Annotated in this window: 24 protein-coding genes; 11 read left to right on the top strand and 13 right to left on the bottom strand. The window is 62.3% G+C overall.

Going from position 1 to position 26136, the window contains the following annotated elements; all coding sequences use genetic code 11:
- Position 1: 1 nt before the first annotated feature.
- The 10 genes from SCLO_RS01070 to SCLO_RS01030 all read left to right on the top strand — a co-directional run bounded on the left by SCLO_RS01070 (position 2) and on the right by SCLO_RS01030 (position 12504).
- Complete coding sequence (locus tag SCLO_RS01070) at positions 2-1000, top strand: TraU family protein (RefSeq protein ID WP_407695337.1); 999 nt, start codon at positions 2-4, stop codon at positions 998-1000.
- 101 nt (positions 1001-1101) lie between these two features.
- Complete coding sequence (locus SCLO_RS23725; protein WP_145980660.1) at positions 1102-1326, top strand: hypothetical protein; 225 nt, start codon at positions 1102-1104, stop codon at positions 1324-1326.
- Positions 1323-3269, top strand: a complete 1947-nt coding sequence (locus tag SCLO_RS01065; protein WP_066516497.1) for a hypothetical protein — start codon at positions 1323-1325, stop codon at positions 3267-3269. The genes SCLO_RS23725 and SCLO_RS01065 overlap by 4 nt, the downstream gene beginning before the upstream one ends.
- A complete protein-coding gene (gene traN / locus SCLO_RS01060; RefSeq protein ID WP_066516496.1) occupies positions 3266-4381 on the top strand; it encodes a conjugal transfer protein TraN in 1116 nt (371 codons plus the stop codon). Before SCLO_RS01065 ends, traN begins: the two co-directional genes overlap by 4 nt.
- Complete coding sequence (locus SCLO_RS01055) at positions 4353-5231, top strand: type-F conjugative transfer system pilin assembly protein TrbC (protein WP_048577678.1); 879 nt, start codon at positions 4353-4355, stop codon at positions 5229-5231. Before traN ends, SCLO_RS01055 begins: the two co-directional genes overlap by 29 nt.
- Positions 5203-5799 carry a S26 family signal peptidase gene (locus tag SCLO_RS01050; RefSeq protein WP_048577677.1) on the top strand — a complete coding sequence of 199 codons (597 nt, stop codon included), beginning with the start codon at positions 5203-5205 and terminating at the stop codon, positions 5797-5799. The genes SCLO_RS01055 and SCLO_RS01050 overlap by 29 nt, the downstream gene beginning before the upstream one ends.
- Positions 5796-6668 (top strand): conjugal transfer protein TraF, encoded by an 873-nt coding sequence (locus tag SCLO_RS01045; RefSeq protein WP_231923301.1) that lies wholly within the window; start codon positions 5796-5798, stop codon positions 6666-6668. The genes SCLO_RS01050 and SCLO_RS01045 overlap by 4 nt, the downstream gene beginning before the upstream one ends.
- A gap of 83 nt (positions 6669-6751) precedes the next feature.
- Positions 6752-7249 (top strand): hypothetical protein, encoded by a 498-nt coding sequence (locus SCLO_RS01040; protein ID WP_373886193.1) that lies wholly within the window; start codon positions 6752-6754, stop codon positions 7247-7249.
- 45 nt (positions 7250-7294) lie between these two features.
- Positions 7295-8719 (top strand): conjugal transfer protein TraH, encoded by a 1425-nt coding sequence (locus tag SCLO_RS01035; protein ID WP_048577675.1) that lies wholly within the window; start codon positions 7295-7297, stop codon positions 8717-8719.
- Between the two features lie 14 nt (positions 8720-8733).
- Complete coding sequence (locus SCLO_RS01030; protein ID WP_066516495.1) at positions 8734-12504, top strand: conjugal transfer protein TraG N-terminal domain-containing protein; 3771 nt, start codon at positions 8734-8736, stop codon at positions 12502-12504.
- Here the strand turns inward: SCLO_RS01030 and SCLO_RS01025 are convergent.
- The 10 genes from SCLO_RS01025 to SCLO_RS00980 all read right to left on the bottom strand — a co-directional run bounded on the left by SCLO_RS01025 (position 12501) and on the right by SCLO_RS00980 (position 21044).
- Complete coding sequence (locus tag SCLO_RS01025) at positions 12501-12956, bottom strand: hypothetical protein (RefSeq protein ID WP_066516492.1); 456 nt, start codon at positions 12954-12956, stop codon at positions 12501-12503. The two genes, SCLO_RS01030 and SCLO_RS01025, sit on opposite strands and share 4 nt — an antisense overlap.
- A 245-nt stretch (positions 12957-13201) precedes the next feature.
- A complete protein-coding gene (locus SCLO_RS01020) occupies positions 13202-13729 on the bottom strand; it encodes an acetyltransferase (protein WP_066516491.1) in 528 nt (175 codons plus the stop codon).
- On the bottom strand, positions 13726-13971 hold the full coding sequence (locus SCLO_RS01015; protein WP_231923300.1) for a type II toxin-antitoxin system TacA family antitoxin: 246 nt from the start codon (positions 13969-13971) through the stop codon (positions 13726-13728). The genes SCLO_RS01020 and SCLO_RS01015 overlap by 4 nt, the downstream gene beginning before the upstream one ends.
- Positions 13972-14253: 282 nt before the next feature.
- Entirely contained in the window at positions 14254-15030 is a 777-nt protein-coding gene (locus SCLO_RS01010) for a LuxR family transcriptional regulator (protein WP_066516490.1), read from the bottom strand.
- Positions 15031-15189: 159 nt separating this feature from the next.
- The gene (locus SCLO_RS01005) at positions 15190-15591 is read right to left on the bottom strand and encodes an energy transducer TonB family protein (protein ID WP_231923299.1); all 402 of its coding nucleotides are present in this window, start codon (positions 15589-15591) and stop codon (positions 15190-15192) included.
- Between the two features lie 144 nt (positions 15592-15735).
- On the bottom strand, positions 15736-16542 hold the full coding sequence (gene istB, locus SCLO_RS01000; RefSeq protein WP_037523679.1) for an IS21-like element helper ATPase IstB: 807 nt from the start codon (positions 16540-16542) through the stop codon (positions 15736-15738).
- A complete protein-coding gene (gene istA, locus SCLO_RS00995) occupies positions 16532-18055 on the bottom strand; it encodes an IS21 family transposase (RefSeq protein ID WP_066516489.1) in 1524 nt (507 codons plus the stop codon). The genes istB and istA overlap by 11 nt, the downstream gene beginning before the upstream one ends.
- Before the next feature lie 89 nt (positions 18056-18144).
- Positions 18145-19371, bottom strand: a complete 1227-nt coding sequence (locus SCLO_RS00990; protein ID WP_083949051.1) for a TonB-dependent receptor — start codon at positions 19369-19371, stop codon at positions 18145-18147.
- Between the two features lie 126 nt (positions 19372-19497).
- Complete coding sequence (locus SCLO_RS00985; RefSeq protein ID WP_066703038.1) at positions 19498-20511, bottom strand: FecR family protein; 1014 nt, start codon at positions 20509-20511, stop codon at positions 19498-19500.
- 92 nt (positions 20512-20603) lie between these two features.
- Positions 20604-21044, bottom strand: coding sequence for an RNA polymerase sigma factor (locus tag SCLO_RS00980; protein WP_231923298.1), 441 nt, complete (start codon positions 21042-21044; stop codon positions 20604-20606).
- A gap of 369 nt (positions 21045-21413) precedes the next feature.
- Between SCLO_RS00980 and SCLO_RS00975 the strand changes: the two genes are divergently transcribed.
- The gene (locus SCLO_RS00975) at positions 21414-22025 is read left to right on the top strand and encodes a hypothetical protein (RefSeq protein WP_066516483.1); all 612 of its coding nucleotides are present in this window, start codon (positions 21414-21416) and stop codon (positions 22023-22025) included.
- Positions 22026-22297: 272 nt separating this feature from the next.
- Here SCLO_RS00975 and SCLO_RS00970 read toward each other — a convergent pair whose 3' ends face one another.
- The 3 genes from SCLO_RS00970 to SCLO_RS00960 form a co-directional block, all read right to left on the bottom strand.
- Positions 22298-22918 carry a glutathione S-transferase family protein gene (locus SCLO_RS00970; RefSeq protein WP_066516482.1) on the bottom strand — a complete coding sequence of 207 codons (621 nt, stop codon included), beginning with the start codon at positions 22916-22918 and terminating at the stop codon, positions 22298-22300.
- 267 nt (positions 22919-23185) lie between these two features.
- On the bottom strand, positions 23186-24781 hold the full coding sequence (locus SCLO_RS00965) for an FAD-dependent oxidoreductase (protein ID WP_086485530.1): 1596 nt from the start codon (positions 24779-24781) through the stop codon (positions 23186-23188).
- 227 nt (positions 24782-25008) lie between these two features.
- Positions 25009-26136, bottom strand: a complete 1128-nt coding sequence (locus SCLO_RS00960; RefSeq protein WP_066516481.1) for an ABC transporter permease — start codon at positions 26134-26136, stop codon at positions 25009-25011.

The raw sequence follows: 26136 nt of genomic DNA, 5'->3' as shown, positions 1-26136 counted from the left end.
CATGTTGCGGACCGGCGCGGCGGCTATTGCGCTGTCGCTGCTGGCGCCTGCCACTCCTGCGCACGCCTCCAAATGCCCCAGCGATACGGTGTTCAACCCGATCACAAAGGTGCGCTGGAACTGCATCTTTCCGATTACCATCGGCGGCGTGCGCGTCGGCAGCTACGACAAACTCGACAAGGCGCTCGACGCGCAATCGGCGTCGAAGCCGCTCTGTGCCTGCCGCAAGGGCGCGACCTTCTGGTTTGGGGTCAAAGTGTCGTTCTGGACGCCCAATCGCATGATCGATGTGGTGACGGAACCGGGCTGCATGATGGCTTTGGGTGTCGATCTAATGCCAACCGGCGGCAAGCTGCAGGGCAGCCAGTCGTCGATCGCGGACGGCACGAACACGACGAAGCTGTTCGCGCAAATGCACTATTACATCGCGCCGGTCTGGAAGATGCTCGACATGTTCACCGACCTGCCGTGCATCGAGGATGACGGCTTCGACGTCGCGATGATCACCGAGGTGCTGCCGACCTGGCAGTCGGGCACGCTGGGCGCGATCATCCAGCCCGAGGGAATCCTCTTCGGCAATCCCGCCGCTGGTCTTGCCTGCATGGCCGACAGCGCCGCGGCCGCCGCGGGCAAGACCATCGATCCCTTGTTTTGGTGCATGGGCAGCTGGGGCAGCACCTATCCGGTCGCGGGCGACATCCATATGGGCGATAGGGTCGAAGCCTGGGCGGGCCTCGCCGCGCGCGGCACCTTCATGATGGGCCGCCTCGGCGCGCTCACGATCCATTCGGAAGACGGCTGTTCGTTCAAGCCGCAGCCGATCTGGACGAAGAGCCGCTACAAATTCCAGATCATGGAGCCCGTCAAAGGCGGGAAATGCGTCAACATCGGACGTCCCGGCGCACTGTGGACATCTGGCAAGCACGCACCAGGCAAAGACAACGCCCAATTCATGCTCTTCGAAAAAGCGATCTGCTGCGCCGGGATTTCGACGCCATGACCAGGTCGCTTCCCCCAACCCGCGCTCCCGGCACGGGCGGTTGTCCCGCTCGTCACGGAACGCTCCCCACCGTGGGCGGGTGCGCGGAAGGAGCGGCGGCGGTGCCCCCTGCCACCGTCGCTCCACCCCCGGTCAGCGCGGCCGAAAGCCCCCCATCGCGGCAGGCAAGCCCCCCTATTGCCACGCCTTCGGTGGCGGCCGCGCTGACCATCTTCGAAGGACAGGCCGTCTATAGGGTACTCTCGCCCGGATCCGCCGCGTTCTGGGCGGGAGACGTGCTGCGCTTCGCCTACGGGTCGCGCAGTACGCGTGCGAGGCAGCCATGAAACGGTGCAGCCTGGCTCTTCTGACAGCCGCCTTTGCGATGCCGCTCCCCGCGTCGGCGCAGACCATAGAGGAACGCGCCCGCGCCGCCGCCGAAGCCTCGCGCGAGAAGACATCCGACAGCGAGGCGATCCAGGAGAATTACCTGACGCCGGGCCTTGCCGGACAGGCGATCTCGACCGTCGACAACAGCCAGACATTCAATCCCAATATCGCCTGCCAGAAGACGGCCACCCTGCTCGAGCTGATCGCGCAGCCCGCATCGACGGGCGATATCGGCACGCTCCGCATCAGCCGCGACAAGAATCTCGACGGTGCGGTCGATCAGACGTTGACCTTGCCGGTGCCGGTATCGGGCATCTGCGCCAATGGCGTCGTCTCCTGTCAGCCCGGCACATGGAACCTGTGCAAGAGCTTCAAATGGGACGTGGCTTCCGGCGGCGATCTCAAGCTCACCGAAGTCGGCCTCACCGATCTCGCCGGCTGCTACTGCGTCAACAACAGCTGCGGGTCGAACCTCGTCTGGGGCAATATGGCCTCAGTGCTGAAGGATCTGGGCGGCGGCGTGATCGGTGCGCTCACCACCGCTGATCCGCGTGTCGGGGTTGCGCAGGCGGTGATCGATGGCCCGGCGATCCGCTATACCGGCGCACAGAGCACTGCCTGTTCGACCGACCCCTCGCTGCCCCAGACCGCCTATCGGGCGAGCCCGGCTGCGATCCAGGGCGATGCGGCGAGTGCGGCCGCTTCGAACAGCGTGTTCCAGGCATTGAAGGGCTCGCCCGCCGGGATGGGAAAGGCCGAGCAAGTCCGCTCCTGCACCATCACGCGCGAAGTGTCGTTGAATGCCACCAAGGCGGAGGACGTAATCGCACATGTCGGCGGAGCCTATGCGACCTACGCGCCGTCGCCCGACCGGCTGACCTTCCAGATGGGCTCGCCACGTGACGATAGTCTGCGGGGCGGAAGCTGCCGCATCTTCGAGTTCCAAATGCGACTGCGCGTCGATGATCCCGACCGGCTCTTGCAGTTCCGCCTCTCGCAATATTTCTTCGACGACTGGATTCAGCTTCGCATCGATGGTGAACTCGTCCTCTCCAATCCCGCGAACTGGACCGGGAGCGGTCTGCCGCCGGCAAAATGTGAGCGGGGCCGGACATGGTACGCCTATCCCAATCTCGATCTCAAGCCGTGGCTGACCGAGGGCGAGCACGTCATATCGATGCGTGTGGCGGTCGGCGGTGAGGGAGAAGCCTTCGCGCAGTTCGACGCGCTGCTCGACATGAGCTGCAATCCGACCGAGCGCATCGTCGACCTGTGTGCGGGCTATGCCGGCGACGCCAACTGCACGCTCCATGACGAAACGGTCGATGGCGTAGAGATCTTCCGTAACGGTGTCGCGACCGGCCTCACACCTCTGCCGCAGACCCGCCTGTTCGAAGGCGGCGCCTGTTCGCTCAGCCTCACCCGCGACTGGTTCGGACGCCAGCGACGCTATCGCTGCATGGTCGACACCGGATCGATGCCGGAGCCCGATCTCAGCCGCGGCGCCTATATCATCGACCATTCGACCGAGACCATGCTCGCCGACCGCGTGAAGACGGCCGATGGGGGCCATGCCACGTCCTCGCGTCCCTTTGCGCTGCCCGATCGCGGCTCGGTCCCGGCCTGCGAGCCGGTCTGCAAGACGCGCGCGCCGACCCGGAACACGGCGGCGGCGCTCGATGGCGTGGTCGGCGCGAAGCAGAACGCGCCCACCGGCTGGGACACCTTCTATCACGCTTGCAAGACCGGCAGCGCGGGCGGCGACATCTGCCCCGCCGGCCCCGGCGAGGAGATCGTCTCGGCCTGCGGCTGTCTCGACGATTTTCCCGAAGCGGTCGTGATGATGCAGACCGTCCGCCTCGGCGGCGCCGATCTCGTCTGCACCGGAGAAGTGCGATGATCTGGCGTCCTCTCTTCTGGCCGACGCGTGTTGCCCTGATTGCGCTCGCCGTTGTGGGCTTCCTGCTTGCAGGGCAATTCAGCCCGGCGCAGGCGCAGCAGCCGATCTGCGCGGCCGATCTCAACGGCAATGGCGATGCCGGCGATCCCGGCGAGGTCGCGAGCTGCTCCGCGATGGCGGACGATGCCTGGCTCTGCCCGATCCAGCAGACGATGTGCGTCGCCGATGCGCAGGGCGAATATAGCTGCCCGCTGGGATCGCAGCATCAATGTCTGACCCCGGCGGGCGGCGGAACGCCGATGTGCTCGCCCCATGCGTGCACGGGGAGCGACGGCGCTGGAATCGAGGACGATCCGGTCATCGACGATCCCGGCGCGCCCGCCGACGGCGTGGTCGATGCAGAGGGGCATTGTCTCGGCAATATCGAGATCTTCGCAGGGCGCGCGGTGCGCTGCCGCCCGGCGGGGCTGCGCACCACATTCCAGAATTGCTGCAAGGACAAGGGCAAGATCGTCAAGGACGGGATGGGCTCGTCCATCTCATCGATCCAGACCAAGATCGCCGTGGCCAAAGGCGTCTATACCGGCATGAGCGCCGCCTACACAGCCTTCCGGGCCGGAGCGACCGCTGGTCAGGCCGCGACATCAGGCGCAAACGCCATCATCGCGGGTATTGATCCGACCTCGATCGCGATCAGCCTTGCGATCAACTTCATGATGGATTTTCTGCTGTCGGGCTGTGACCAGCAAGACATGGAAGTGGGCATGCTCCGGGGATCGGGCATGTGCCACGAGGTCGGGCGCTACTGCTCCTCGCGCATTCTCGGCGTCTGCGTCCAGCGGTCGCGCGGCCATTGCTGCTTCAACACCAAGCTTGGCCGCATCATCCAGGAACAGGGCCGCCCGCAGCTCAAATCGTTCAACAGCGTCGGCTGGGGCACGCCGAAGAACCCCTATTGCCGCGGCTTCACCCCGGAAGAGTTCCAGGCGCTGGATTTCTCCAAAATGGACCTTTCCGAATATTATTCCGAGATCGAGGCCCGCGCCCAGGCCGACATCCAGATCGACATGAAGGACAAGATCGATGCCCATATGCAGGCCATCGGCCAGTAGCGTGCGGCCTCTCGCCGCCGCGATGGCGATGCTCGTCTCCGCTTCCGCTCTGGCGCAGGACAACCCTCGCCCGGACAATGCGCGTGATGGGGCAGCAGCGCAAGGTGAGGCCGCACTCGACCGGCTCGAACGCGCCACGGCCGCCCGAAAGCAGGAAGCGGAAACGCGCGGTCCGACGTCACTGCCGACGCCATCGGAAGAATCCCGCCGCCGCGCCTTTGAAGGCCTGCGCAAGCGTGCCCCGTCCCCTGCGATGGACGCCCGCGCGCGTACAGCCATGGACAAGGCCAAGGAGGCTATGGCGGCCGAACGCGAAGCAATGGCACTTCGCCTTGGCCAAGCTCTCGGCCTCGAAGCGCCCGACATGGAGGCGGTCGTCGGCATCACCGCGCCGCCGAGCGCCAAAGGCTGGGTGCCGGTGCTGTTCGTGTCCTCGTCCATGCCGGTGACAACGCTGCGGACCTACGCAGGGCAACTTGAACGGGTCGGCGGCGTGCTCGCCTTTCGCGGAATGCCGGGCGGACTCACGAAGGTCGCCCCGATGGCGAAGCTCTCGGCCGAGATCCTGCGCCATGATCCCGGCTGCGAAGGCCCGGCCTGCGCGATGCGCGACGTGCAGTTGATCGTCGATCCACTGATCTTCCGTCAGCACAGTGTCACCCGCGTTCCAGCGCTCGCCATGGTGCCGGGCGATCCCGCCCTGCCCTATTGCGAGCGCGAGGATGACAGCCCGCGCGCGGCCCATGTCGTCTATGGCGACGCGGCGCTTTCCGGACTTCTCGAAGAATATGCCCGCCTCGGCGGAAAGAAGGAGGTCAGCGATGCTCAGGCTCGCCTTCAGGGCCGCTAAAGCCGGCTTCGTCGAATTGAAGGCGCTGCCGCTGAAGGCGGCGGTGGCGCTCGGCAGTTCGGGGCTCGGCCAGCCTCCGCGCCCGAAGCAACTGTGGAAGGCCTTTGGCATCGTGTTGCCGGTCGGCCTCTTCACCTGGTGGGCGATCCCGCAGGCGACGATCGTCATGAGCCCGTCGATCGACGCGTGGCTCGTCCGCAAGGCGCCGGGACCGATCGGCCGGGACGATCTCGTCTCGTTCACCTTGTCGCACCCGCTCGCCGGCCCCAAGCCGGTTGCTGTCACCAAATATGCCATGTGCCTCCCAGGGGACCGCATCTCGCTGATCGAGAAGCCGTCCATGACCTATGGCGAATGGGATGGCTGGTATTACTGCAACGGCAGGCTGCTTGGCGTCAGCAAGCCCTTCGGTCACGACGGTCAGCGTCTCGATCATTGGCAACCCGACAACGGTCTCATCCTGCCCGGAACAATCTATGTCGGATCACCGCACGCGAGCGGATTCGACAGCCGTTACTATGGTCCGGTCGAAATCGGACAACTCCAACGCATGGAGAAACTGCTGTGAGCCGGGCGGCCCTCCTGCTCGCGGCGGCGCTCGTGCCTGCCATGCCGGCCCCTGCACAAGCCGCCGACCAGCGCACCGGCTATTGGTGGTATCAGGCCCCGCCCGGCCCTGCGGATGATGAAGCCGATCCAGATGCGCTGATGAAGCCGGCGATCCCGCCGATGGCGGAGCTGGCGACATGGACACCACCGAAGATCAGGAATCTGATCGAGCAGCAACGCGACTATGCTGCGACCGTACTGACGGTCGATGCCGTGGCGGATTTCTGGCGGTTGCAGGATTTCGCGAGGCGCAAGGCGCGCGCCTTCGCGGGAGTCACCCAGATCGCCATGCTCCAAAATCCCGAACTCAACGCCAAGTCCGCCAATCCGATGGTCGGCGAGGCCCGCGACCAGCTTTCCGCGCAAAAGGATCAGGTCCGTCGCCAGTATCTGCGCGGCCGGGCCAACGAGTTCGCACTGGTCATGTTCTCGCGTTCGACTTGCGGCTATTGCCGCGTCCAGTGGCCGATCGTCCAGCGCTTCCAGGAGGAGATGGGCTGGCAGGTCACGCTTATTGACATCGAGCGCAGGCCCGAGCTGGCCCAGCGGTTCGGGGTCGAGATCACGCCGACGACGATGGTGATCAGGCGCAACAGCCAGCAGCGCATGGTGATCGCGAGCGGGGTCGAGGCTTATCCCAATCTCATCCAGACGGCCTATCAGGCGGTGCGGCTGCTTGCGGGTGATATCCGGCCCGAACAGTTCCTGACCGGGGCCGGCGAAGAGGACGGCTTTTTCGATGCCCTCTCGGCCGGGCCGGTGTCCGCAACCGATCCCCGCGCGCTTGGCGGCGATCTTGTCGGCGCGAGCCTGGAGCCGCAGCGGTGAAGCGGCACCTGGCCTGCACGCTGGCCGTGTTCCTTGCGGGCGCTTCCCCGGCGTCCGCACAGCCTGTCACCCGCGAGCAGGCGATGCGCGCGGCGATCCATCCCGTCGCAACCGAGGCCGGGATGCGACAATGGCTCGCCCGCGTGCCGGTGACACGCAACTGGCCGCCCGATTTCGCGGAAACCATGAAGGGCCAGGGACCGGCCTTCATCGTCGAGATGAGCACGGCGCCGGGTTGCGTGCCCTGTGCCGATCTCTGGAACAGACTCGGTGCCCTCGGGCAACGCTATGGTTGGAAGGTGCGCACGATCGGTAGCCAGGAGGCGATGCTGCGCTCCGGGCGACTCGGTCTGCCCTGGGTGGGGCATCCCGTCGCCTGGGTGCGCCCGGTCTCCGATCCCAATCGCATCATTCCGGTTGCGATCGGAACCGACCACGAGCCGAACCTGGCGCGCAACCTCTACCTTGCCGCCAAGATGCTGACCGGGGTGAAGCCCACCGTCGGCGTGCGCGGCATGTCGAAATTCACCGGGATCGTGGCCGCATCGCCACGCCCCGTCCCCAACCGGGCGAGGAATTGACATGGGGAGCCACGTCCTCGCCCACTTCCAGGAAAGTTGTCTGCCATGGCCTCCGCTCGTTGTCGTCTGACCTTGCTTGCCCTGCCGCTGCTGGCGGTCTGCGGCTTCGCTTCCCCCGCGTCCGCGCAAAGCTGGGCCGAGAGCTGGTTCGACAATGTTACTTACACCAGCCCCGGCAGCTTCGAGGATCAGACTCGCGGCTACATCACCGCGGGCGGCATGTCGGGCCGGGTCGACGTCCATAACGACTATCTGATGAGCGTCACGCTGCCGAAGATCAGGGCGGGCTGCGGCGGAATCGACATGTTCCTGGGGGGAATGAGTTTCCTCGATCCGGACTACCTCGTGCAAAAGCTCGAAAGCATCCTGCAGGCCGCGCCCGCCGTTGCTTTTCAATATCTACTCGAAACCCTTGATGAAAAGATGGGCAACATCATCTCGAAGATGGAGGCCGCGACCAACTTCCTGAACTCGATCCAGGTCAACGACTGCCGTCTCGCCAACCGCATGGTGCAGATCGCCAAGGGTGACGACAACATGTCCGGCATCATCGAGGAGATGACCGGCTATAAGTCGGTGCGCGAAGGTTTCTCGAAAAGCTATCAGCAGAGCCGTGAGAAAATCCAGGCCAATCAGGGCAATCCGACCGAGGATTTGAAGGACGCGCTCGAAAACTGCCCCGCCGAGGTCACCGACATCTTCAAGACCGGCTCGCTGCTCGCCCACGCCGCCGCGCGGGTCGGAGCATCCGAATGGGCCGGCGTTATGCGCGCGCGCGTCGGCGACGTCTATATGCGCTGGGACGCCACCGATCGCGTGCCTCTGTTTAGCGCGATCCCGGCCTGTCCACGGCAGGATACCGAGAGCGTGGACGATTTTCTAACGGGCAAGGTCCAGACCCGAGCCATCGCCGTGCCGCCAACCTCGACTGATTGTTCCGTGGACGGCAGCGGCAAGGGCGCACTGATCCTTTCGCGCGGACGGATGGAGTCAATTGCGGTCAAAATCCGCACCCGGGCTGCTCTGACGCCCGAGGAACGCCAGTTCGTCGCCAATGTCCGTACATTGCCGGTCTATCGCCTGCTGGAATGGGGCGTGCGGCAGGGCATGGTCGAGAGCGTGATCGGTGACACCGATGAACTGGTCGCCCTGACGCTCGCCTATCAGATGCTCAACGACCTCACGCGCAGCATCGACTTCGCGGTGTCCAATGCCGAACGCGGCGCGACGGCGGCAGGGGCCAGCGATCCCGGAAATGCCAAGGTCTGCCAGACGCGCATCCTCAGCAAGGGAATCGAGCAATTGAGCGGACTGCGCGACGAAGTGCTGCGCCAGCGCGCGCAGATGCGTCAGTCCTATATGGCAGCGCTTGAGTCGGCGAATCTCTCGGCCAACTATGCCGGGGTGGTTCGCCAGCGCGACCGCGATGCGCGTGATGCCGCCGGCGCCGCCGCCAACCGCAACCGCTGAGCTAGGGCCACGCCATGATCCGCATTCTCCGCGCCCTGTCCGTCCTGATCGCGCTTTTCGTGGCCACACCCGCGCTGGCGATCGATACCAGCTTCCATACTTATGACGGCTTTGCCGAGACTGTGGACGCCTTCCGCCTGGTCTCGATGATCTTCGGCGATCCGCGCTACGAGACACTGGTACTGATCGTCGCGGTGGTCGGCATCGGCCTCGGTGTCCTGCTCGCCGGCATCCGCGGTCAGGGCATGGGGCTGGTCGGGTTCGGTTTTCAGATGCTGATCGGCGTCGGGCTGTTCGTCGGCATGGTGGCGACCACGGGCACGGTCCATGTCTATGACCGCGTCCGCAACGCCTATCAGCCGGTCGGCGACGTGCCGAACCTGATCGTGCTGGTCGCGGGCGTGACCAATATGATGGAGCGCGCGCTGGCCGAGGTCATCGACGACAATACGACCGATCCGCACGCCAAGCTCGAGTTCGGCGCGGGCGGCCACACGTTCGATCTGTTTCTCAATGCCGCGTCCCCGCGCGGTCCGATGACCGACACCTTCCTAGATAGCACGATCAAGGACTATGTCCGGCAATGCTATCCGGTCGCGCGCGTCTCGCCCGCCTATGGCGTTGACGATGATATGCTGTTCCGCACCGCCACCGATCTGCCCGCCGCCTTCGCGGGTATGGCGGGTCCCGCGACATTCAGCACGGTGTTCACGTCCACCGACAAGGGCGGCACGACGGTCAGCTGCACCGAAACCTGGGAGCATATCTCGACGCGCCTCTCCGAGCCCGCGCTGTTCGACAATTACGTCGCGCAGGTCTGCACACGCACCGGCTACGATATCACCAACGCGACCCAGCTACAGCGTTGCCGATCCAACATCGGCGAACTCGGCCAGATGATGATGGACACACCCCAGTCGCTCCAGCAGTTCCTGACCAATGTCATGCTCGGCAGTACGGTGGGAGACGTGCTGTTCGAGGACAGTCCGGCAACCGCCGCGCGCGTCATGGCCAATCGCGCCGTCGTCTCCTCCGGCCTCGCCACCATGTCGACCGCCAACGAATGGATGCCGACCATCCGGGCCACGGTCTTCGGAATCATGTTATTCATGATGCCGATCGCGCTCCTGTTCATCCTCACCCCGATCAACCTGCGCGTCGCGTCGTTCGCGCTCGGTCTTTTCGTGTTCGTCGCGCTTTGGGGCGTGATCGACGCCGGCATCTATCAACTCACCTTGGGCCGCGCGACCGACGTGCTGGCCGAGATGCGCGCGAACAATGTCGCGGCCAACGCATGGATGCTCGCGCCCTCCTCCGCGATGAAGGCGCTCGCCATCTTCGGGAGCTTCCGCACGGCTGCGGCGGGACTTGCGGGCGCCTTCGTGTTCACCGTGTTCCGTTTTTCGGGCAACGTGTTCACCTCGTTCACCAGCGGCGCCCTCGGTGTCCAGGGACAGGGCACGGCCGCCGCCGCGCCGCTCGCCACAAGCGAGGGCTATGCGGGCGCGCTCGAGGCGCAGGCGACGGCGGCGGGCACCATGGCGCGGCGCGGTGCGGCGTCGAACTTCGGCGACTTCGGGGAGCGCTCGACCTTCGGCGCGAACCGGGCATTCGGCGCCGCAAGCCGGGTCCTCGGCGAGCACGGCGGCGGGGCGAACGGCACGGCCGCATTCGGCATGGGTGGGCTCGATAGCGCACGAGAACTGGGCGGGTTATCGCCAGCGCTCACTGGCCGTAGTCTGACCGATCCAGCGACCGTTCGCGCAGTGCGCGACAATGCCGCGACGACGGCGATCCATAATTTCGCGGAGAAGGATGCGCTGCGCGCGCTGGGCACGGGATATTTCGGCCAGGGACAGGCGGGCGAAGGTGCCTTTGCCGCCTTTACGCAACGGATGGTCCAGTGGAAGGCGTTCGGCGATACGCGCGCCTATGACATGATGTTGTCCGGCGCACAGCGGCATTTCGAGCGGAACGGCTACGACCAGAAGGACGCGGTACTGAAAGCTTCGACGGTGATCGCGCAGGCATCGGCCGATCCAACCTTCGCCAAGCTGATTGCCAACACCTTCGACCAGGAGCAGATGCTGCGGAACGACCTCACCGCCGCTCAGGTCCAGGTCGGCGCGATGGAAGGACGGCGCGATTTCGCGGGCGACAATGTGACGCGGATCGAGCGCGGCAATGTCGCGACCGAGCAGGCACACCGCACCGGCAGCAATGAGGGGCAGCGTAATGCCGCATCGATGCTCGGCCTCGGCGTGCAGGAAACCTCCCGTCGGATCGCCTTCATCAACGCCCTCTCGGGCGAAGCCCGCTCCACCGCCATTTCCCAGCTCTCCCGCGCAACTGGCCGCAACGAAGCGCAGGTGATGCGCGCGCTCGAAACCTACAATGCCGCTGTGCAGGTCGGCACCGCCGACGGCGCGACGGCCGAGGCTGCCCGGGAAGGCACCAGCGTCTACGGGCGCACACGCGAGGCGGCGGGCTACGACTTCGCCGAGCGGTCGGGCAAGCTCGATGCGCAGCGCGAGGTCGGCCATGATGGAACGCGCTCTGCGGCTCGGATCGGCGAGCAGCGTCGACAGGCCGACAATGCCGGCTTTGCCGAGGGTGCGGCGGCTGCGGGCATGTCGGTGCGGCAGGCGGCCCACCTCGATAGCTTCATTCGCACATTGTCGCAGGGTGCCGGCAATCAGGTCGATATGGCCGAAGGCGGCGCGGAAGGAATTGCCGATCGCGCACGTAACGAGCGGCTGACCCGGATCGTCGACAATGAGCGTCTGACCCGCATGCAGCAGCTGCTGGGCGAGCATGGCGTGCAGATGTCGAAACGGCAGATCGCCATGTCGCAGAATGGCGACCTTAGCCTCAACCTGACGCCCGAGACGGCGGCGCAGATGTGGCGCGGCGGTCTCATCAACGAGAGCCAGCTCGGGGCGATTGCCAATGGCGGGCGTGCGCGCTTTTCATTCGCTGACAATGACGTCCTTGTCTCCAGCTCGGTCGGCTTCCAGCAATCGGCGCGCAACGACACCAGCACGCGCTTCGAGGCGGGGAAACAGGCCGGGCCCGATACGATCGAGCATTTCCTGAGCAGCGGCGAGCAGGGCCAGGCCATGATGCAGAACTGGCTGCGCGGCGGGTTCGAGATGGATCGTCACGGCAACTGGCGGCTCAACCCGCAGGTGGCGGATACGCTCACGCGGGACGTGCAGGCGATCATCGCGCAGACCGGATGGCAGCGCGGGCTATCGCGGTCTGCGCAAGATCAGGTAACGATAGGCACGACGATCGGTGGCCACCTCGGTGGAAGTGTCGACACCCAGGAATCCGAAGCCATAGGCGGTCGCGGACAACCTACCGGCAAAGGCCAGCAGCCGAACCAAGCTTCGACCACCCAAAAGGGCCGGTCCACATCTGGGCGGGTTGGCGGGAGTTTGGGGTTCGAGAGCCGCGATGTTGGACTTAGCAATGAGACGGCGCAATCGTCCCTCGACATTGTCAACTATGACGTCCGCGAGGCCATCGCTGCCTCCGAACGAGCCGCGGCCCGGTCCAGCGATCCGGCTGCCACCTTCTCGCGCGAACTATCCGACCGTATTCTCGGTCCGGACGGCATGCGTAACCGCTACCTTCAGGACGCTGATTCCGGTCGAGCCACGTTCGACATCACCGGTCCGCTTACGTCGATCGAGCAAAACTCCGTTCTGAAAAGCGGAAGATTCTCGACCGACATCGACGGAAGCGCCGGGGATGGCGATAGCAGCTTCAAAAAGCGTTAGTGCTGAAAGAAGCGATTGGGGTGCTGAAGACTCGAGGGATTACCAATATAAAGCCCACCCGACCTCGGATCAAAGATATCAGAACCCGCCCGGAGGTTTTCCATGTCTCGTTCATGCTGCTCCCACAGACGGGCAATTCTGGCGGCTTCGTCATCAGACAGGGGAACGCCATCGCCGCGGGGTGAAACGGACGCGAGCCATTGCTGTACAAAACCTACACCCAACACCATGAGCGCGGTCATCGGGAAGAACGCGACATTGAGGAATCCGGCAAGCGCGCTGTCGTAGAAAACTTCGAGCGGGGCGACCTTGGTGGAAACCGCCATGCCGGTCCACCAGACCGGTATCGCAGCCCACCACGCCTTCGCGTACCACGGACGCCACAGCCAATCGGCCAGCTTCAGCCGCGGCGCCACGGGATCGGTTGGGGGCATGTCGACTGCGGTATTCATCGATAATTCCTCACGTGCGACTATAGCAGATATCTTGTCATTGTTCCATCATTCATAGTCGGTTTTGTGCGGCAAATCGTACCGGAATACTGCTTTGACCCCGCCGATTCTGTTCTCTGCGAGCAGATCTGGAGCGCGCCTCTACGTTTGCGTTCTGATGTAGGATATAGTCGCGCGAGCGACCCCCGCTATGGAGCTCGCGTCGAAGGCGAACGACGTTGCACGGCCCCTTGCGACCTAAACGCCTAGAGCTGGCCTGCCGCTCTCAATTCACGTTCGAGTGTCGCAAAGGGCAATATGAGCGTCAGCGGTTTATCATGGAGCGGAATAGCGCCGTAGCTGGCATACCAGTCGGCGGCGCGCTCGTTTTTGGCGTCGATGATCAGCATAACCCCGCCGACCTCGGCCGCGACGCGAATGCATCTGCGCCCGATCGCGCCCAGGAGCTGACCCCCGAGTCCTTTCCCCTGCGCACGCACATCCGTCGCAAGCCGCGCGAGCCGGAAGCCCGGCACCTCATGCCTGGCGAGTCCTCGCCTCGCCAGTTCTGGCGTGTCCGCGTGATCCATGCTGCCCGGAGCAATGCTGTAAAAGCCGAGAACCGTCTTGTTGTCGGTGTCGTCGATGGCGAGGAACGTCTTCGCGCCGCCTGCCTCGTGGCTTTGCCGCGCATAACGCTGCAAGTAGACGTTCAGATCATTGTCGCCGCAGTCGAATGAAGCCCGGTCATGCGCTTTCGAAATCGCTTCCTCGTGCCATGAAGGAAGCGTCATGCCAACTTCGGCATCGCGGCGATGGCAGCGCGCAGTTTCGCATTCGCCGGCGGCGGGTTCTCGAGCAGATCAAGAACGAGCAGGCTGTCTCTCTCGCTCAGTTTCGTCCGCTCCGACTCTTCGATCACGTTCTCGGCCTCGCGCAGCGCCGAACGTGTGACAAAGGTCGTGAGATCGGTATGCTTGAGCGCAGCCGCCCGGACAAGCAAAGCCTTTTGCTCCGGCCGAATCCGCAGGCTCATGCGTCTGTTGTCTTCTACTACTGCTCGCGGCATTGTGCGCCTCCAATCGTACAGCTTCAATTAGTACGCTGTTCCGCTGCAGTTCGTCAAGCAGTGTACGCCTTGAAAGAGCACGGCGCATACGCTCGGGGGCCTTAACACGCATCCCCACTCCCCACCTTTGCGATTCTACTCCCCTGCCTCAACCAACCTCCACCCTTACGCGCTGCTCGCCGGAAAAAGGTACAGGCCGTATTTGGACAACGGTTCGCTCCCGCCACGCCAGTGAGAGCACCATGGGGACTATTCACGTTCCGGCTTGTCGCCGGCGCTCTCGGGGACCTTGTCCTGGCTATCAGGGATGACCTGAGCGTCGACGATTGCGCGCGCGACCAGTTCCGAGCGCCTGAAGACGCCGTAACGTTGCTTCGCTCTCGTTATGAAATATCGTACGGTGGTCTGGGCGATACCAAGGATCTGGCCGATCTCCCAGTCAGTCTTGCCGAGCGCGATGAGCGCCGTGCACTCGGCCTCGCGGCGGGTGAGCCTGGCATCATTGCGGCCGTGCATGGCGTGATGTAGATAGAGCCCCGCCTTGAACGCGAAGCCCGCGACGATCTGGAGCGTGGCCATCAACGACGGCGTGATCTCGATCGATTCCGGGCCGGCGAAGGTGCAGGACGCGCGGGAGTCGCTCGGAATGTCCAGCGGCACCGTGACGCCATGGGTAATGCCGTATCGGCGCGCTTCCTTGAACAGGGCCAGTTGGTGCTCGGTAAGCTCAACGAAGCCTGCGATCTCCTCCCAGCCGAACGGCCGATCGAGCTGCTGGCTCACCTCATAGACCGGGTCGATGACGAAGTAGTGATTGTCGATATAGGATCGGACGAAGTTCTCCGGATAGTTGGTGACCACCAGCGCGCCCTCGGCCAGCCGTGGGAGGCCGCCATGCTGGACCAGCGCGACATAGGGAAAGCCTGTCTGCCGGGCGGCATCGGCCAGTCCGTCGCGCAGCGCTCCAATCGAGGACGCCCTGTTGAGACGGGAGAGCGCATCGCGCAGACGCGGACCAACATACATCGTCAATCGCCCTCCCAGGTTAACGCTCTCCGACGCAGTCCGGGCGCATTACCCGGATGTTCTATTGGTGTCTCACTGGCGACCGTGTATAACCAATCGAAGGTTGCTGTTCCGATCCTTGCTGAAACGCTTTTCATAATTGGCACATTCCTCCGATCATCACCGCCTCAGATAAAATTCCACAGGAATAGTCAGTTCGACTACATCGGGCCTTCCTGCGGGAATGGGAGGAAGAGGCTGGGCGCGCTGAAGCGTATCGAGCGCTGCACGATCGAGATCGAATGAGCCGGATTTCTTGAAGATCGTGGCGGACAGCACCTGTCCTTCGCGGTTCATCGTGAAGCGGAGAAAAGCAGTTCCCTCCTGGCGCGCCGCGCGCGCCCGCGCCGGATAGCGGCGGAAGCGCTCAAGATGCGCCAGGATCTGCCCTTCCCAATTGGGCTGCGCGTCATTCGATGCACGGCTTGCCGCAGGTGCAGCGATACTCTTGGGCGCGGTCGTTTCCGGCACAGGGGGACCAGGATCGACCACCTCAACCTCTTGCTCTCGCTTTTCGTTCACAGCCCTGGATGGAATCGGGAGCTGGATAAGCGGCGTTGGCACAACCACATCCGGCTCTGGCTTGGGCTGCTCTTTCTGCCGTTCGTGTTGATTTCCACTGAGAAGTGACCCGGGTTTTCCATCGAGAAGTGACCCGTCTGCGGATTATGTTTCGGGTGTCACGGGTGGGTCAACCCGTGGTTTTCTCCTTTGGGTTCTGGCCTGCTTGGCAGAGCTGTTTTTGAAGCGGAAGCTATCGTTGCCGGTCTCCAGGATGTGGCAGTGATGGGTAAGCCGATCGAGGAGCGCCGTGGTCATTTTGGCGTCGCCGAACACGGTGGCCCATTCGCTGAAGCTCAGGTTTGTGGTGATGATGACGCTGGTGCGCTCGTAGAGTTTGCTCAGCAGGTGGAAGAGCAGCGCGCCACCTGAAGCACTGAACGGCAGATATCCAAGCTCATCCAGGATAACGAGATCGGAGTGCAGGAGGCGATTGGCGATCTGACCGGCCTTGCCCTGTGCTTTTTCCTGCTCGAGCGCATTGACCAGTTCGACCGTCGAGAAGAAGCGGACGCGCTTTCGATGATGTTCGATGGCCTGGATGCCCAGCGCCGTTGCCACATGGCTCTTGCCGGTGCCAGGACCGCCGACCAGCACGATATTGTCGGCGATGTCGATGAAGTCGCAGCGATGCAACTGACGCACCAGAGCTTCATTGACCTCGCTACTGGTAAAGTCGAAGCCGGCCAGATCGCGATAGACAGGGAAGCGCGCGATCTTGAGCTGATAGGCCACAGACCGAACCTCCCGTTCTGCTGTCTCGGCTTTGAGCAACTGGGAGAGGATCGGGATGGCGGCTTCGAACGCTGGAGATCCCTGTTCCATGAGATCGGTGACGGCCTGCGCCATGCCATGCATCTTGAGGCTGCGGAGCATGACGACGATGGCGCCGCTGGCAGGGTCATGACGCATGACGCTTCTCCTTGCGCAGATCATCATAGCGTTCGACATTGGCCATCGGCTCGCTGACCAGCTTGAGCGCCTGGGGCGCCGTCACCGGCGGCGTGGAGATCGGTTTTCCGTCGACCAGCCTATAGAGCAGATTGAGGATATGGGTCTTGGTCGGAACGCCAGCCTCCAGCGCCATGGTGACCGCCGTCAGCACCAGTTGCTCATCATGATGAAGAACCAGCGCCAGTATTTCGACCATTTCCCTGTCGCCGCCGGGATTGCGCAACAGATGTCGCTGCAGACGCTGGAACGCATCGGGTAGCTCAAGGAAGGGCGCACCGTTGCGCAGGGCGCCGGGCTTGCGCTGCACGACCGCCAGATAATGGCGCCAGTCATAAACCGTATGACCTGGACCGTCGTGAGAGCGGTTGATGATGCGCTGATGTGCGCAGATTGGCTGCCCCTCGGCGACGACCTGGAAGCGATCAGGATAGACGCGCAGGCTGACAGTGCGATTGGCGAAAGAGGCCGGTACGCTGTAGCGATTGCGCTCAAAGTGGATGAGGCAGGTCGGCGATACCCGTTTGCGATATTCCACAAAACCATCGAAGGGCCTGCCCGCAACCATCAGACACTCAGATTCATCGGCCCAGACATTGGCAACCGATCCGGGTTCGATCCCGTGAGGGATGTCCCCCCATAACGCCTTGCAGCGCTCCTCCAGCCACAGGTTCAGCGCATCAAGGCTCTCGGCCTGCGGCGTGGGTTGCCACAGACGGTGCCGCGCATCCTGGACATTCTTCTCGACCTGCCCCTTTTCCCATCCCGCAGCCGGGTTACAGAACTCGGCTTCGAACAGATAGTGGCTGACCATCGTCAGGAAGCGTGCGTTGACGGTGCGTTCCTTGCCACGCCCGACCTTGTCGACGGCCGTGCGCATATTGTCATAGATACCCCGGCGCGGCACGCCGCCCAGCACGCGGAAGGCGTGATTATGGGCGTCGAACAGCATCTCATGGGTTTGCAGAAGGTAGGCGCGCACGATGAATGCCCGGCTGTAACTGAGCTTGAAATGCGCGACCTGCAGCTTGGTCCGAACCCCGGCGATGATTGCCCAGTCCTCACTCCAATCAAACTGGAAAGCTTCCCCCGGCGCGAACGATAGGGGCACGAATGTCCCACGCCCGCCAATCTGTTGCTGGCGCCGATAATCTTCGCGCCAGTCCCGAGCAAAAGCGGCAACCCGGTTGTAGGATCCTTCATAACCCAGGCTCACCAGATCGGCGTGAAACTGCTTGATCGTGCGCTTCTGCTTGCGCGATCGGCCCATCTCGCGTCGCAGCCAGGCCGCCAGATGCTCAGCAAATGGGTCCAGTTTGCTTGGTCGATCAGGCACCTTGAACCGCGGATCGATCGTCTCGGACCGCAAATATTTGCGGATCGTGTTGCGTGATAGTCCGGTGCGCCGCGCTATCTCCCGGATCGGTAGATGATCGCGAAAATGCCAGCGCCGGATAACGCTCAATAACGCCATGTCCAACACTCCATATACCCTCGCTTGTCAAAGCCAGGGACGAGTTCAACATGGGTCAATTCTCAGTGGAAATTTATGCCCTACCCGGGTCACTTCTCAGTGGAAATCAACAGCTGAACGACATGGCCGTCCCCCAGCGTCCAACGCGCTTTGATGAGCGCGGATTCCTGAAGCTGACTCGCATATTTGATGCGGCTGATCGTCTCCAGCCCATCAGCACCCGTAAAAGTGAAATTGGCCAGCCCATCATCACCTTTGGTGCCGACGTCGTAATCGCCAATGTCGCGCCGTGAGTAAGCAGCCATTAGCTCGATGTTATCGGTCAACCTGCCGGCGATCGCGGCGCTTCCAAGAAAATTGACTCCATTGCCTTCCCCGCCAAGGCCAGTCGTAGCGCGCAGTCTCGCGCCAATGCGATCGCTCTCGCCGTTTAGAATATCTTCTGGTCCAATAGTCTTGAAATCGACGCTACCCGCTATCGCACCCATCCCGTAAACATTGCTTCGCGGTCCTCGCTCTATAGCGACGGCTGTCAGTAATTCAGGATCGACATACATCTGCCCGTTTCGACCCTGGTGGCCGTTCTGGACGAAGTTCTGGCGCATACCGTCGATCATCATGTTGACGCGGCCGAAGTCCTGCATGCCCCGGATATTGACCGAGAGCCCCGGATTGAGCCGGTTGACCGCGCTGGTAACGCCGGGAACTTCCGCGATCAGATCGGCAGCGTGGCGTGCGGGCGTGCGGTCCATTTCCTCGCGCGTGACGACGCTAACTGCGCGTGGGGCCGCGAAAATCTCGTCCGCGCCGCCCGCCGCACCACCGGTGCCGACGCTCCCGTCACGACCGAACCCGCCATTGCCACCGGATTGCTGGCCTTCCACACGCAACGAGCCCAGATTGACGGTACTTCGCGTATCCCCGGAGGCTTGCGCCGTCTGGGGTGCTGGTTGGAGCGTGACGAACCCGTTATTGAGTCTCCAAGTCAGGCCAGTTCCTGCCAACAAGCGGTTCAAGGCTTGGTCGCTCGACATGCGGCCCGACACACCCGGCGACGCGCGGTCGCGGATCTCGTCCGCGTCCACGTTTACCTGCATCCCTGACTGGCGCCCGAAATCGGCCAATGCTTCGCTCAACGTCCGCGCGGGTATGTTGAAATCATGTGTAGCAGCCTCGCCGCCAGTCTGGGCCTGCGCTGCATGCGGGGCCATAATGCCCACCGCCGCAACCGATGCCAGCAACGATATCGCCAGCATCCGGCCCTGTGTTTTATCTGAATTTGAAACCCCCGAACGCACTATGAGCCACCCTTTCATTCCTTAGCGGCGGCATCTCATGCAACTGATAATCAATTGCAGATGCCCCTACTATAAAGAACAATCGAGGCTCGGGAATTTCCGGAAAAAAAATGCACAGGAAGCGGAAAAAAGCGCGAATCCCTGTTAATCGTCGCCCTGATCGGCGGTGATGACCGTGACCCATGGCGTGACGTTCCGCACTGTCAAACCATGCGACTGGGCGAGGGCCTGCAGCACTTCTCTCGACTGGCGCGTGTCATAAACGCCGGTAACCCGCCGTGTGTCGAGACCGGTGCCATAGGTCAGGATCAAACCGCTATGCCAGGGTCTCAGCGCGTCGATCACTTCGCGCACTGGCCTGTCGCTTACGATGATCTGATGATCGGTCCAGGCCGCGATCCGCGCAGGATCGACATCCTTCCGGAAGGCGCTCTGCTCCGCACATCTCAGATCGAGTGCTTCGCCGGCGGTCAGCCTCTCCGTCTGATCTGGCTGGTCGTCGCAGGCCACACGGACGAGGCCGTTCCGAACGGCCACCGACACCTGATGCCCCGCCCCTTTCCGCACTTCGAAAGCTGTGCCGAGAACCGTGGTCGTGGTAACGTCCGTGACGACCTGGAATGGATGATCGGGATCGGGCGCGACATCAAACCATGCCCTGCCCCGAAGCAGCTGCACTGTGCGTTCTCCGCCCCTGCTCACATCGAACGCGACGGCGCTTTCTGGCGCGAGGATCATTTTGCTGCCATCGGCAAGCTCAACCGATCGCATTTCGCCGGTCCCCGCAATGGCATCGGCGCGCAGATCGAGCAGCACACCGGGGGCCACGGTGATCGCAAGACAGGCTGCCGCTGCTCCCAGAAAGATATGCGCGGCTCGCCGCCTGTTGTTTCGGCCGAGGAACGGCAGGATGGATGGCTTCACCCTGCGCCAACGATGGGCGTGGGCCGGAGGCATCGTGCGGACAACATGCGATATGCGCTGCGTTTCGGCCCATGCGTCCCGGTGAACCGGCTTTGCATCCAGCCATGCGTCGAACTCGGAGCGTAGGGCGTGATCTTCAGGATCTTCCTGAAGGAGAATGACCCATCCTGACGCCTCGCGGTTGGCGCGGCGCCGTTCGGCCATGTCTTCACCTGTGTCGCGCCCGGCGCTCATGGTTTCCCTTTGTGATGAACAGTCGCCATGATGGCTTTCCCCCATTCATTAAACAATCGAGCAGGGCATTTTTCCGGATGAAATGCGAATTTTCATGCGGACATGCGATCCGCTATGGCGCGGCAACGCTCAATGCCTTCAAGGATCAGCGTGTGAGCTGTCGATTTCGAGATTCCCAGAAAGGCTGCGATCTCTGTGAGTTTTTTACCGCCGATCCGATGCATTTCGACAGCGATCCGCATCTTTTCCGGCATCTCCCGGAGCGCGAAAATAATTCGCGCATATTCGTCGCGCGAGATCGCGATCACTTCCGGGTCCGGCTGATCTGACGCAATGCCAATCGCTTCTATCTCGTCGCGCGCATCGAAGATCCGCGCCTCGATCTGCTTGCGCCTCGTCCCGTTCAGCGCAAGGTTGCGCACCGTCATTCGCAGATAGGCAATAGCGTCCGGCGCTGGCAGCTTGGCGGTTCCAGTGCTGGCGCGAAGCCAGGCCTCCTGCACAATGTCTTCCGCGTCGGCGGTTTCGCCCATTATCCTCTTTGCATAACGGATAAGGGCCTCGCGATGCGAGAGGAACAATTTGAGGGTAGCCTTTCCGTTGGGCACTCCTGGTCCCTCATCGCCTTGCCAAATTCGGTTACGCTATCATCATTCTTAATGCGATCCAATCGCAATTGGGGAGAGAAGTACACCCTCGAGGATACTTCAGTTTTCGAGAATGAGCGAACTGATGTTCAAGAGCCGCGGATTGGCCCAAAAAACCCCGGACTCAGTTCGCTCATTCTTAAAAAATGACATTATATCCTCACCGTGGCCCAGGCGAACGGGTTGCGCGCAAGGGACGCGACATCCATAGCGGTGGGCTCGTGCCATATGCATAAATGAAGGCTCACTGCGGACTTGAACGATTACATTTTGCTGTTCGTCATCATATTGGGCGTGAACCTGCTACCCGCATTCGGTCCGCCAACATGGTCGATCATCCTGTTATTCAGTCTGAACACAGACCTGCCGGTAGTCGCTCTGGTTCTCATTGGCGCACTGGCGGCTGCATCCGGGCGACTGGCGCTGGCCTATGCTTTCCGATTTTTCGGCGGGTATTTGCCGGCAAAATATCGTCAGAACCTGGAAGCCGCCCGCCAGGCGCTGGAAGCCAGGCAGCGCAATATGATACTGGCCCTGGGCCTGTTCGCACTGTCGCCGTTACCCTCGGCTCAACTGTTCGCTGCGGCAGGTTTTGCAGGCATTCGCTTGCTGGGTTTTACGCTCGCCTTTTTCGCGGGGCGGCTCGTTTCCTATTCCATCTACGCCTATTCCGCGAAGGGCATCCGCGAAACCAGCATGAACGACCTTTTCACCTCCATGTTCTCCAGCCCCATGGGAATAGCGCTGCAGGTCGCGATGATCGGCTTCGTCGTGCTTTTGGTCCGGATCGATTGGAGCAAACTGTTGAACAAGGTCGGTGTAAAGGATGCCTCCGAGAAAAGCGCAAATGGTTCATCGAAACCGTAACGGTCATCTCGCTCAGGATGCCCAATCAGCGCAAGGTCGTGACACGAACAGGAAAAACCTTCGCACTCATTGTCGGCACGCCAGAACGGGCATATGAGCCCAAAACAGGACGAAGCCCATCGCTGAGGCGCCGCTGCGCACCCTTTACTCTTGATCGCCACCCTATTCCCCTACCCTCCGGTCCCCCCGGCGCTGCGAGCCTTCACTGCGCCCGGGATCGCCTTTGACGAGCGATATGAGAGCATACGTCGGCTCCCGCTCCATCATGGACTTCAATCGATCGGCAATTCGAGGTCGGGATCGGCTTTTGCTTTTGCGGCTTGAAAGCCGGGACGCCCGGATACCCGCTTCAAATAAGCCCGAAGGTCTGGATAGGGAGACAGGTCAAGGGGAACAAACGCCCGCATCGTGGTCAACGGAAACATGATCATGATGTCGGCGATCGTGAAAACATCACCGGCGAGCCAGCTATGACCCTGGCCGAAATGCGTGTCGAGCGCCGTCAGATAACGGGCGATGCGATCACGCATAACCTGGGCCATTCCTCCCTCACCCATCAGCATCATCATCGCGGGCATGAGCGAACCGTTGGCGAAATGGCACCAGTAGAGGAAACGCGCATAGTCAGGATGATCCGACGGCAGGGTCAGCCGCCCGTTTCCATAGCGGGCTACGATATAGTCGACGATCGCACCGGATTCGGAAAGTGCAAGGGCGTCATCGGTAATGACTGGCGCCGTCCCGGCGGGATGCAGCGCCTTATATGTGGCAGGTGCAAGCCGTGTGACGGGATCGCGGTCGTAGCGGACCAAGTCATAGGGTATCGCCAATTCCTCGCAAAGCCAGACGATCCGGTCTGATTGCGATATGCCAAGATGATGAACGGTCAGCATGGGTCGTCTCCTCTGGAAATACGGTCATTGTGCAAGGCTCGGCAAGGCGCCAAGCGTCGTGACGAGCCCGCGAACCTGCTTGCACAGCGGGACCACGGATGCGGCATCTAGGGGGAGGCAGACCTGCCGATCAAGATTCTGAGGATCGCCATCATCCGGGCAGGTTCATAGCGTGCCTCCTCCGTTGTCGGCAGGTGTTTCTGAAAGGCGATCCGGGCAGCGGTCCCGGTGATCGATCATATAAAATCATCCGAATGACAATCCCGCTCACCGCGTTCTCTCAGCCTCTATGACCATCCCCGAACGCGTCTTCTCGCCGGCCTTGAGGCCCTCCACGATCGCCGCTGCTGTGCGACAGGCAAGCGCGATAATCGTCAGGGTCGGATTGGCCCAGCCCGATGTCAGGAAGAGTGAACTGCCTGCAATGGACAGGTTTTCGATGCCATGGACCCGACCATAGCTGTCGGTAACTCCCTCGTGCGGGCTATCCGACATGCGGGTGGTACCCATATGATGATAACCGCCGATCGGATGCGCGCTCACCAGCGGATCAAATTGCCAGTCCTCGCCTTCCAGCCAGGGTGCCGCCTCGACTGTGCCCAGATTCAGGCGCCGCAATTCGGCGTCGAGCGCATGGACGAGACCGGCGACGCTATGCGTGTCTATTGCACTGGTGCGCCAATGCAGGCGCGAAATCGGCACGCCCATCGGATCACGAAGGTTCGACAGCATGACCCGGCTTTCCCGATTGGGTGCCTGCTCGGCCCGCACAAGCAGGGCGACATCGAGCAGCCGCATCTTGTTGAGGACCCAAGGCCGCGCCGGCTCGGAATAACGCAGGATGCGATGGGCGTTTTTCTTGACCGTCATCCACAGTCTGCGGCCACGGCGGTCAGGCGCCATTTCATGCTTCAGTCGGCCATAGGTCCGCATTGCATAGCTTTCACGCCCATGAGGCGGCTGACGTCCAGCGATCGTCAGCGAGGTGTTGAGCAGCCCTTGCTCCTTCTGGAGCTCGATGCCCGGTGCCAGCAGCGCAGCAACCGGCTGCCCCTCCACTCTATGCCTTTTGGCAAAAGCGTTCAGCAGTAGCCATGTCTTTCCCGAGATGACACGTCCGCCTCGCGCATGAGGATGTTCCATGAAGCAACGGCCGACCCAGTCGTGACCATTACCCAGTCCCATCGGCATGATGGATCGCGATGCCAGCAGCAGCCGGGCATTTTCGATGCCGCCGGTCGCAAGCACATAGTGGCGCGCCCGGACAGTGATGCGATTTCCCGAAAGGCTGCGCACATCCAGATGGTCGATAGTTCGCGCGCTGGGAGCGGCCACCACCTCCTGTACGGTCGCCTGCGTGACAATCCGGCAGCGGGGATGGTCACGCAGGTCCCGGCAATTATCGAAGGAAAAGCGGCCATGTATCTCATCGAAGGTCCAAAGCAGGGAGCGAATGCGATCGGGGTTGAAATCAGGCATGGCGATGCCCGCCGCGATCAGATCAGATGCGACAGGATGCCTTGGGCGCAACCCAAGAATTTCCCTGGCTTGCCGATAATAAGGCTGCATCTGCGCCCAACTGACCGGCCAGCCACTATGTTCGACCCAAGATCTCTTGGCAAAATCGATCGGGTCGAGTTCCGCGCAGCGGCCGCCCCATATCGCTGTTGACCCACCAAAGAAGCGCAACCGCGCATTTTCCAGGTCGTAATAGTCGAGCCCGGTGATTTCGCCTTCATTGAGCGCGGCAATCTCGGGGTCGAAGTCGATACCGCCGCTTTCCAGCAACACGACGTCGATGCCTGACTCGAGCAGCTTTCGGGCTAATGTGATGCCAGCGGCGCCGGCTCCGACAACGCACACTTACGTGAGCAGCGCCTGGCCCGCGACTGCGTCGAGATGATGATGCATGGGTGCTTAAACCAATATCTTCTATAAATTGATTGATCGACCGTTTGCCTCCTTCGGCGAGAGATAAGCGTCAGGGTAGGGCCAAAGAGCCGGCCCGCGGCGCTTTCATCGCATCTGTCAGCGCGATCGGACCAGACGAACCTCTGTATCTTTCTGCGTTCATTCGTCGGTCCCGCCGCTCAAGCCATCGACGCGATCGTCTTGCGAAATCGCGACACCGCGATCGCGAAGAACAGCGCGCCGATCCCCGCGATCGCGAGAAATTGGGACCAGACGACATCGAACCCGGCGCCGCGGAACAGGATCGCCTGGCCTAGCTCGACAAAATGGGTCGTAGGCGCAATCAACATGACGTCCTGAACGATCTGCGGCATGCTCTCGCGGGGCGTGGTGCCCCCGGAGAGCATTTGCAGCGGCAACAGGACCAGGACCGCGAGCATTCCGAATTGCGGCATGTTGCGCGCGAGCGTCGCCATGAAGATGCCGAGCGATGTCGTCGCGAACAGGACAAGTGCCGCGCCGGCGAAAAATAATGTCGTTGATCCCGCAACGGGAACGCCAAGCGCGCCGCGCACCACGAATGTGAGCGACACGAAGGAGGCGACGAGAACGACCAGCCCCATCGACCAGACCTTGCTCATCATGATCTCAAACGGCGTCACAGGCATTACGAGCAGATGCTCGATCGTGCCATGCTCCCGTTCGCGGATGAGCGCGGCGCCGGTGAGAATGATGGACAGCATCGTGATCTGGTTGATGATCTGGGAGAGGCCGCCGAACCAGCTCTTGTCGAGGGTCGGATTGAACCGGGCGCGCAGCTCGAGGTCGACCGGCAGCGCCGTCCTGCCGCGATAGCGCTGCAGGAACTCATTGGCCTCGCCAAGAGCGATCTGCTGGATATAGGCGCTGCCGGTAAAAGCCTGGGACATGCGCGTCGCATCGGTGTTGAGCTGCACCTCGGCGGGACGCCCCGCCAGCACGTCGCGCTGGAAACCGGAGGGGATATGCAGCACGAACGTGTATGTACCCGCGTCCAGGCCGGGGTCGATCTGTGCCGGGCTAATCATTACCGGCTCCTTGAACTGGGGCGGATAAAACGCCGCGACGATCCGCTGCGAGAGCGGTGAATTATCTTCATCGACAATCGCAAGCGCAGCCTTGTGCAGCGTTTCGGGCATGGAGGAAGCCGACATATAGACCGACAAGGTGAAGCTGAACCCGATCAACAGAAGCATCATCGGATCGCGCCACAGGCTCCACAATTCCTTCACGCCCAGACGGTAGATGTTGGAGAGCTTCTGGCGCAT

The sequence above is a fragment of the Sphingobium cloacae genome (genome assembly GCF_002355855.1).
Lineage (GTDB): Bacteria > Pseudomonadota > Alphaproteobacteria > Sphingomonadales > Sphingomonadaceae > Sphingobium > Sphingobium cloacae.
Note: the sequence above shows the minus strand (reverse complement) of the source record. Positions and strands in the feature narration are given on the sequence as shown.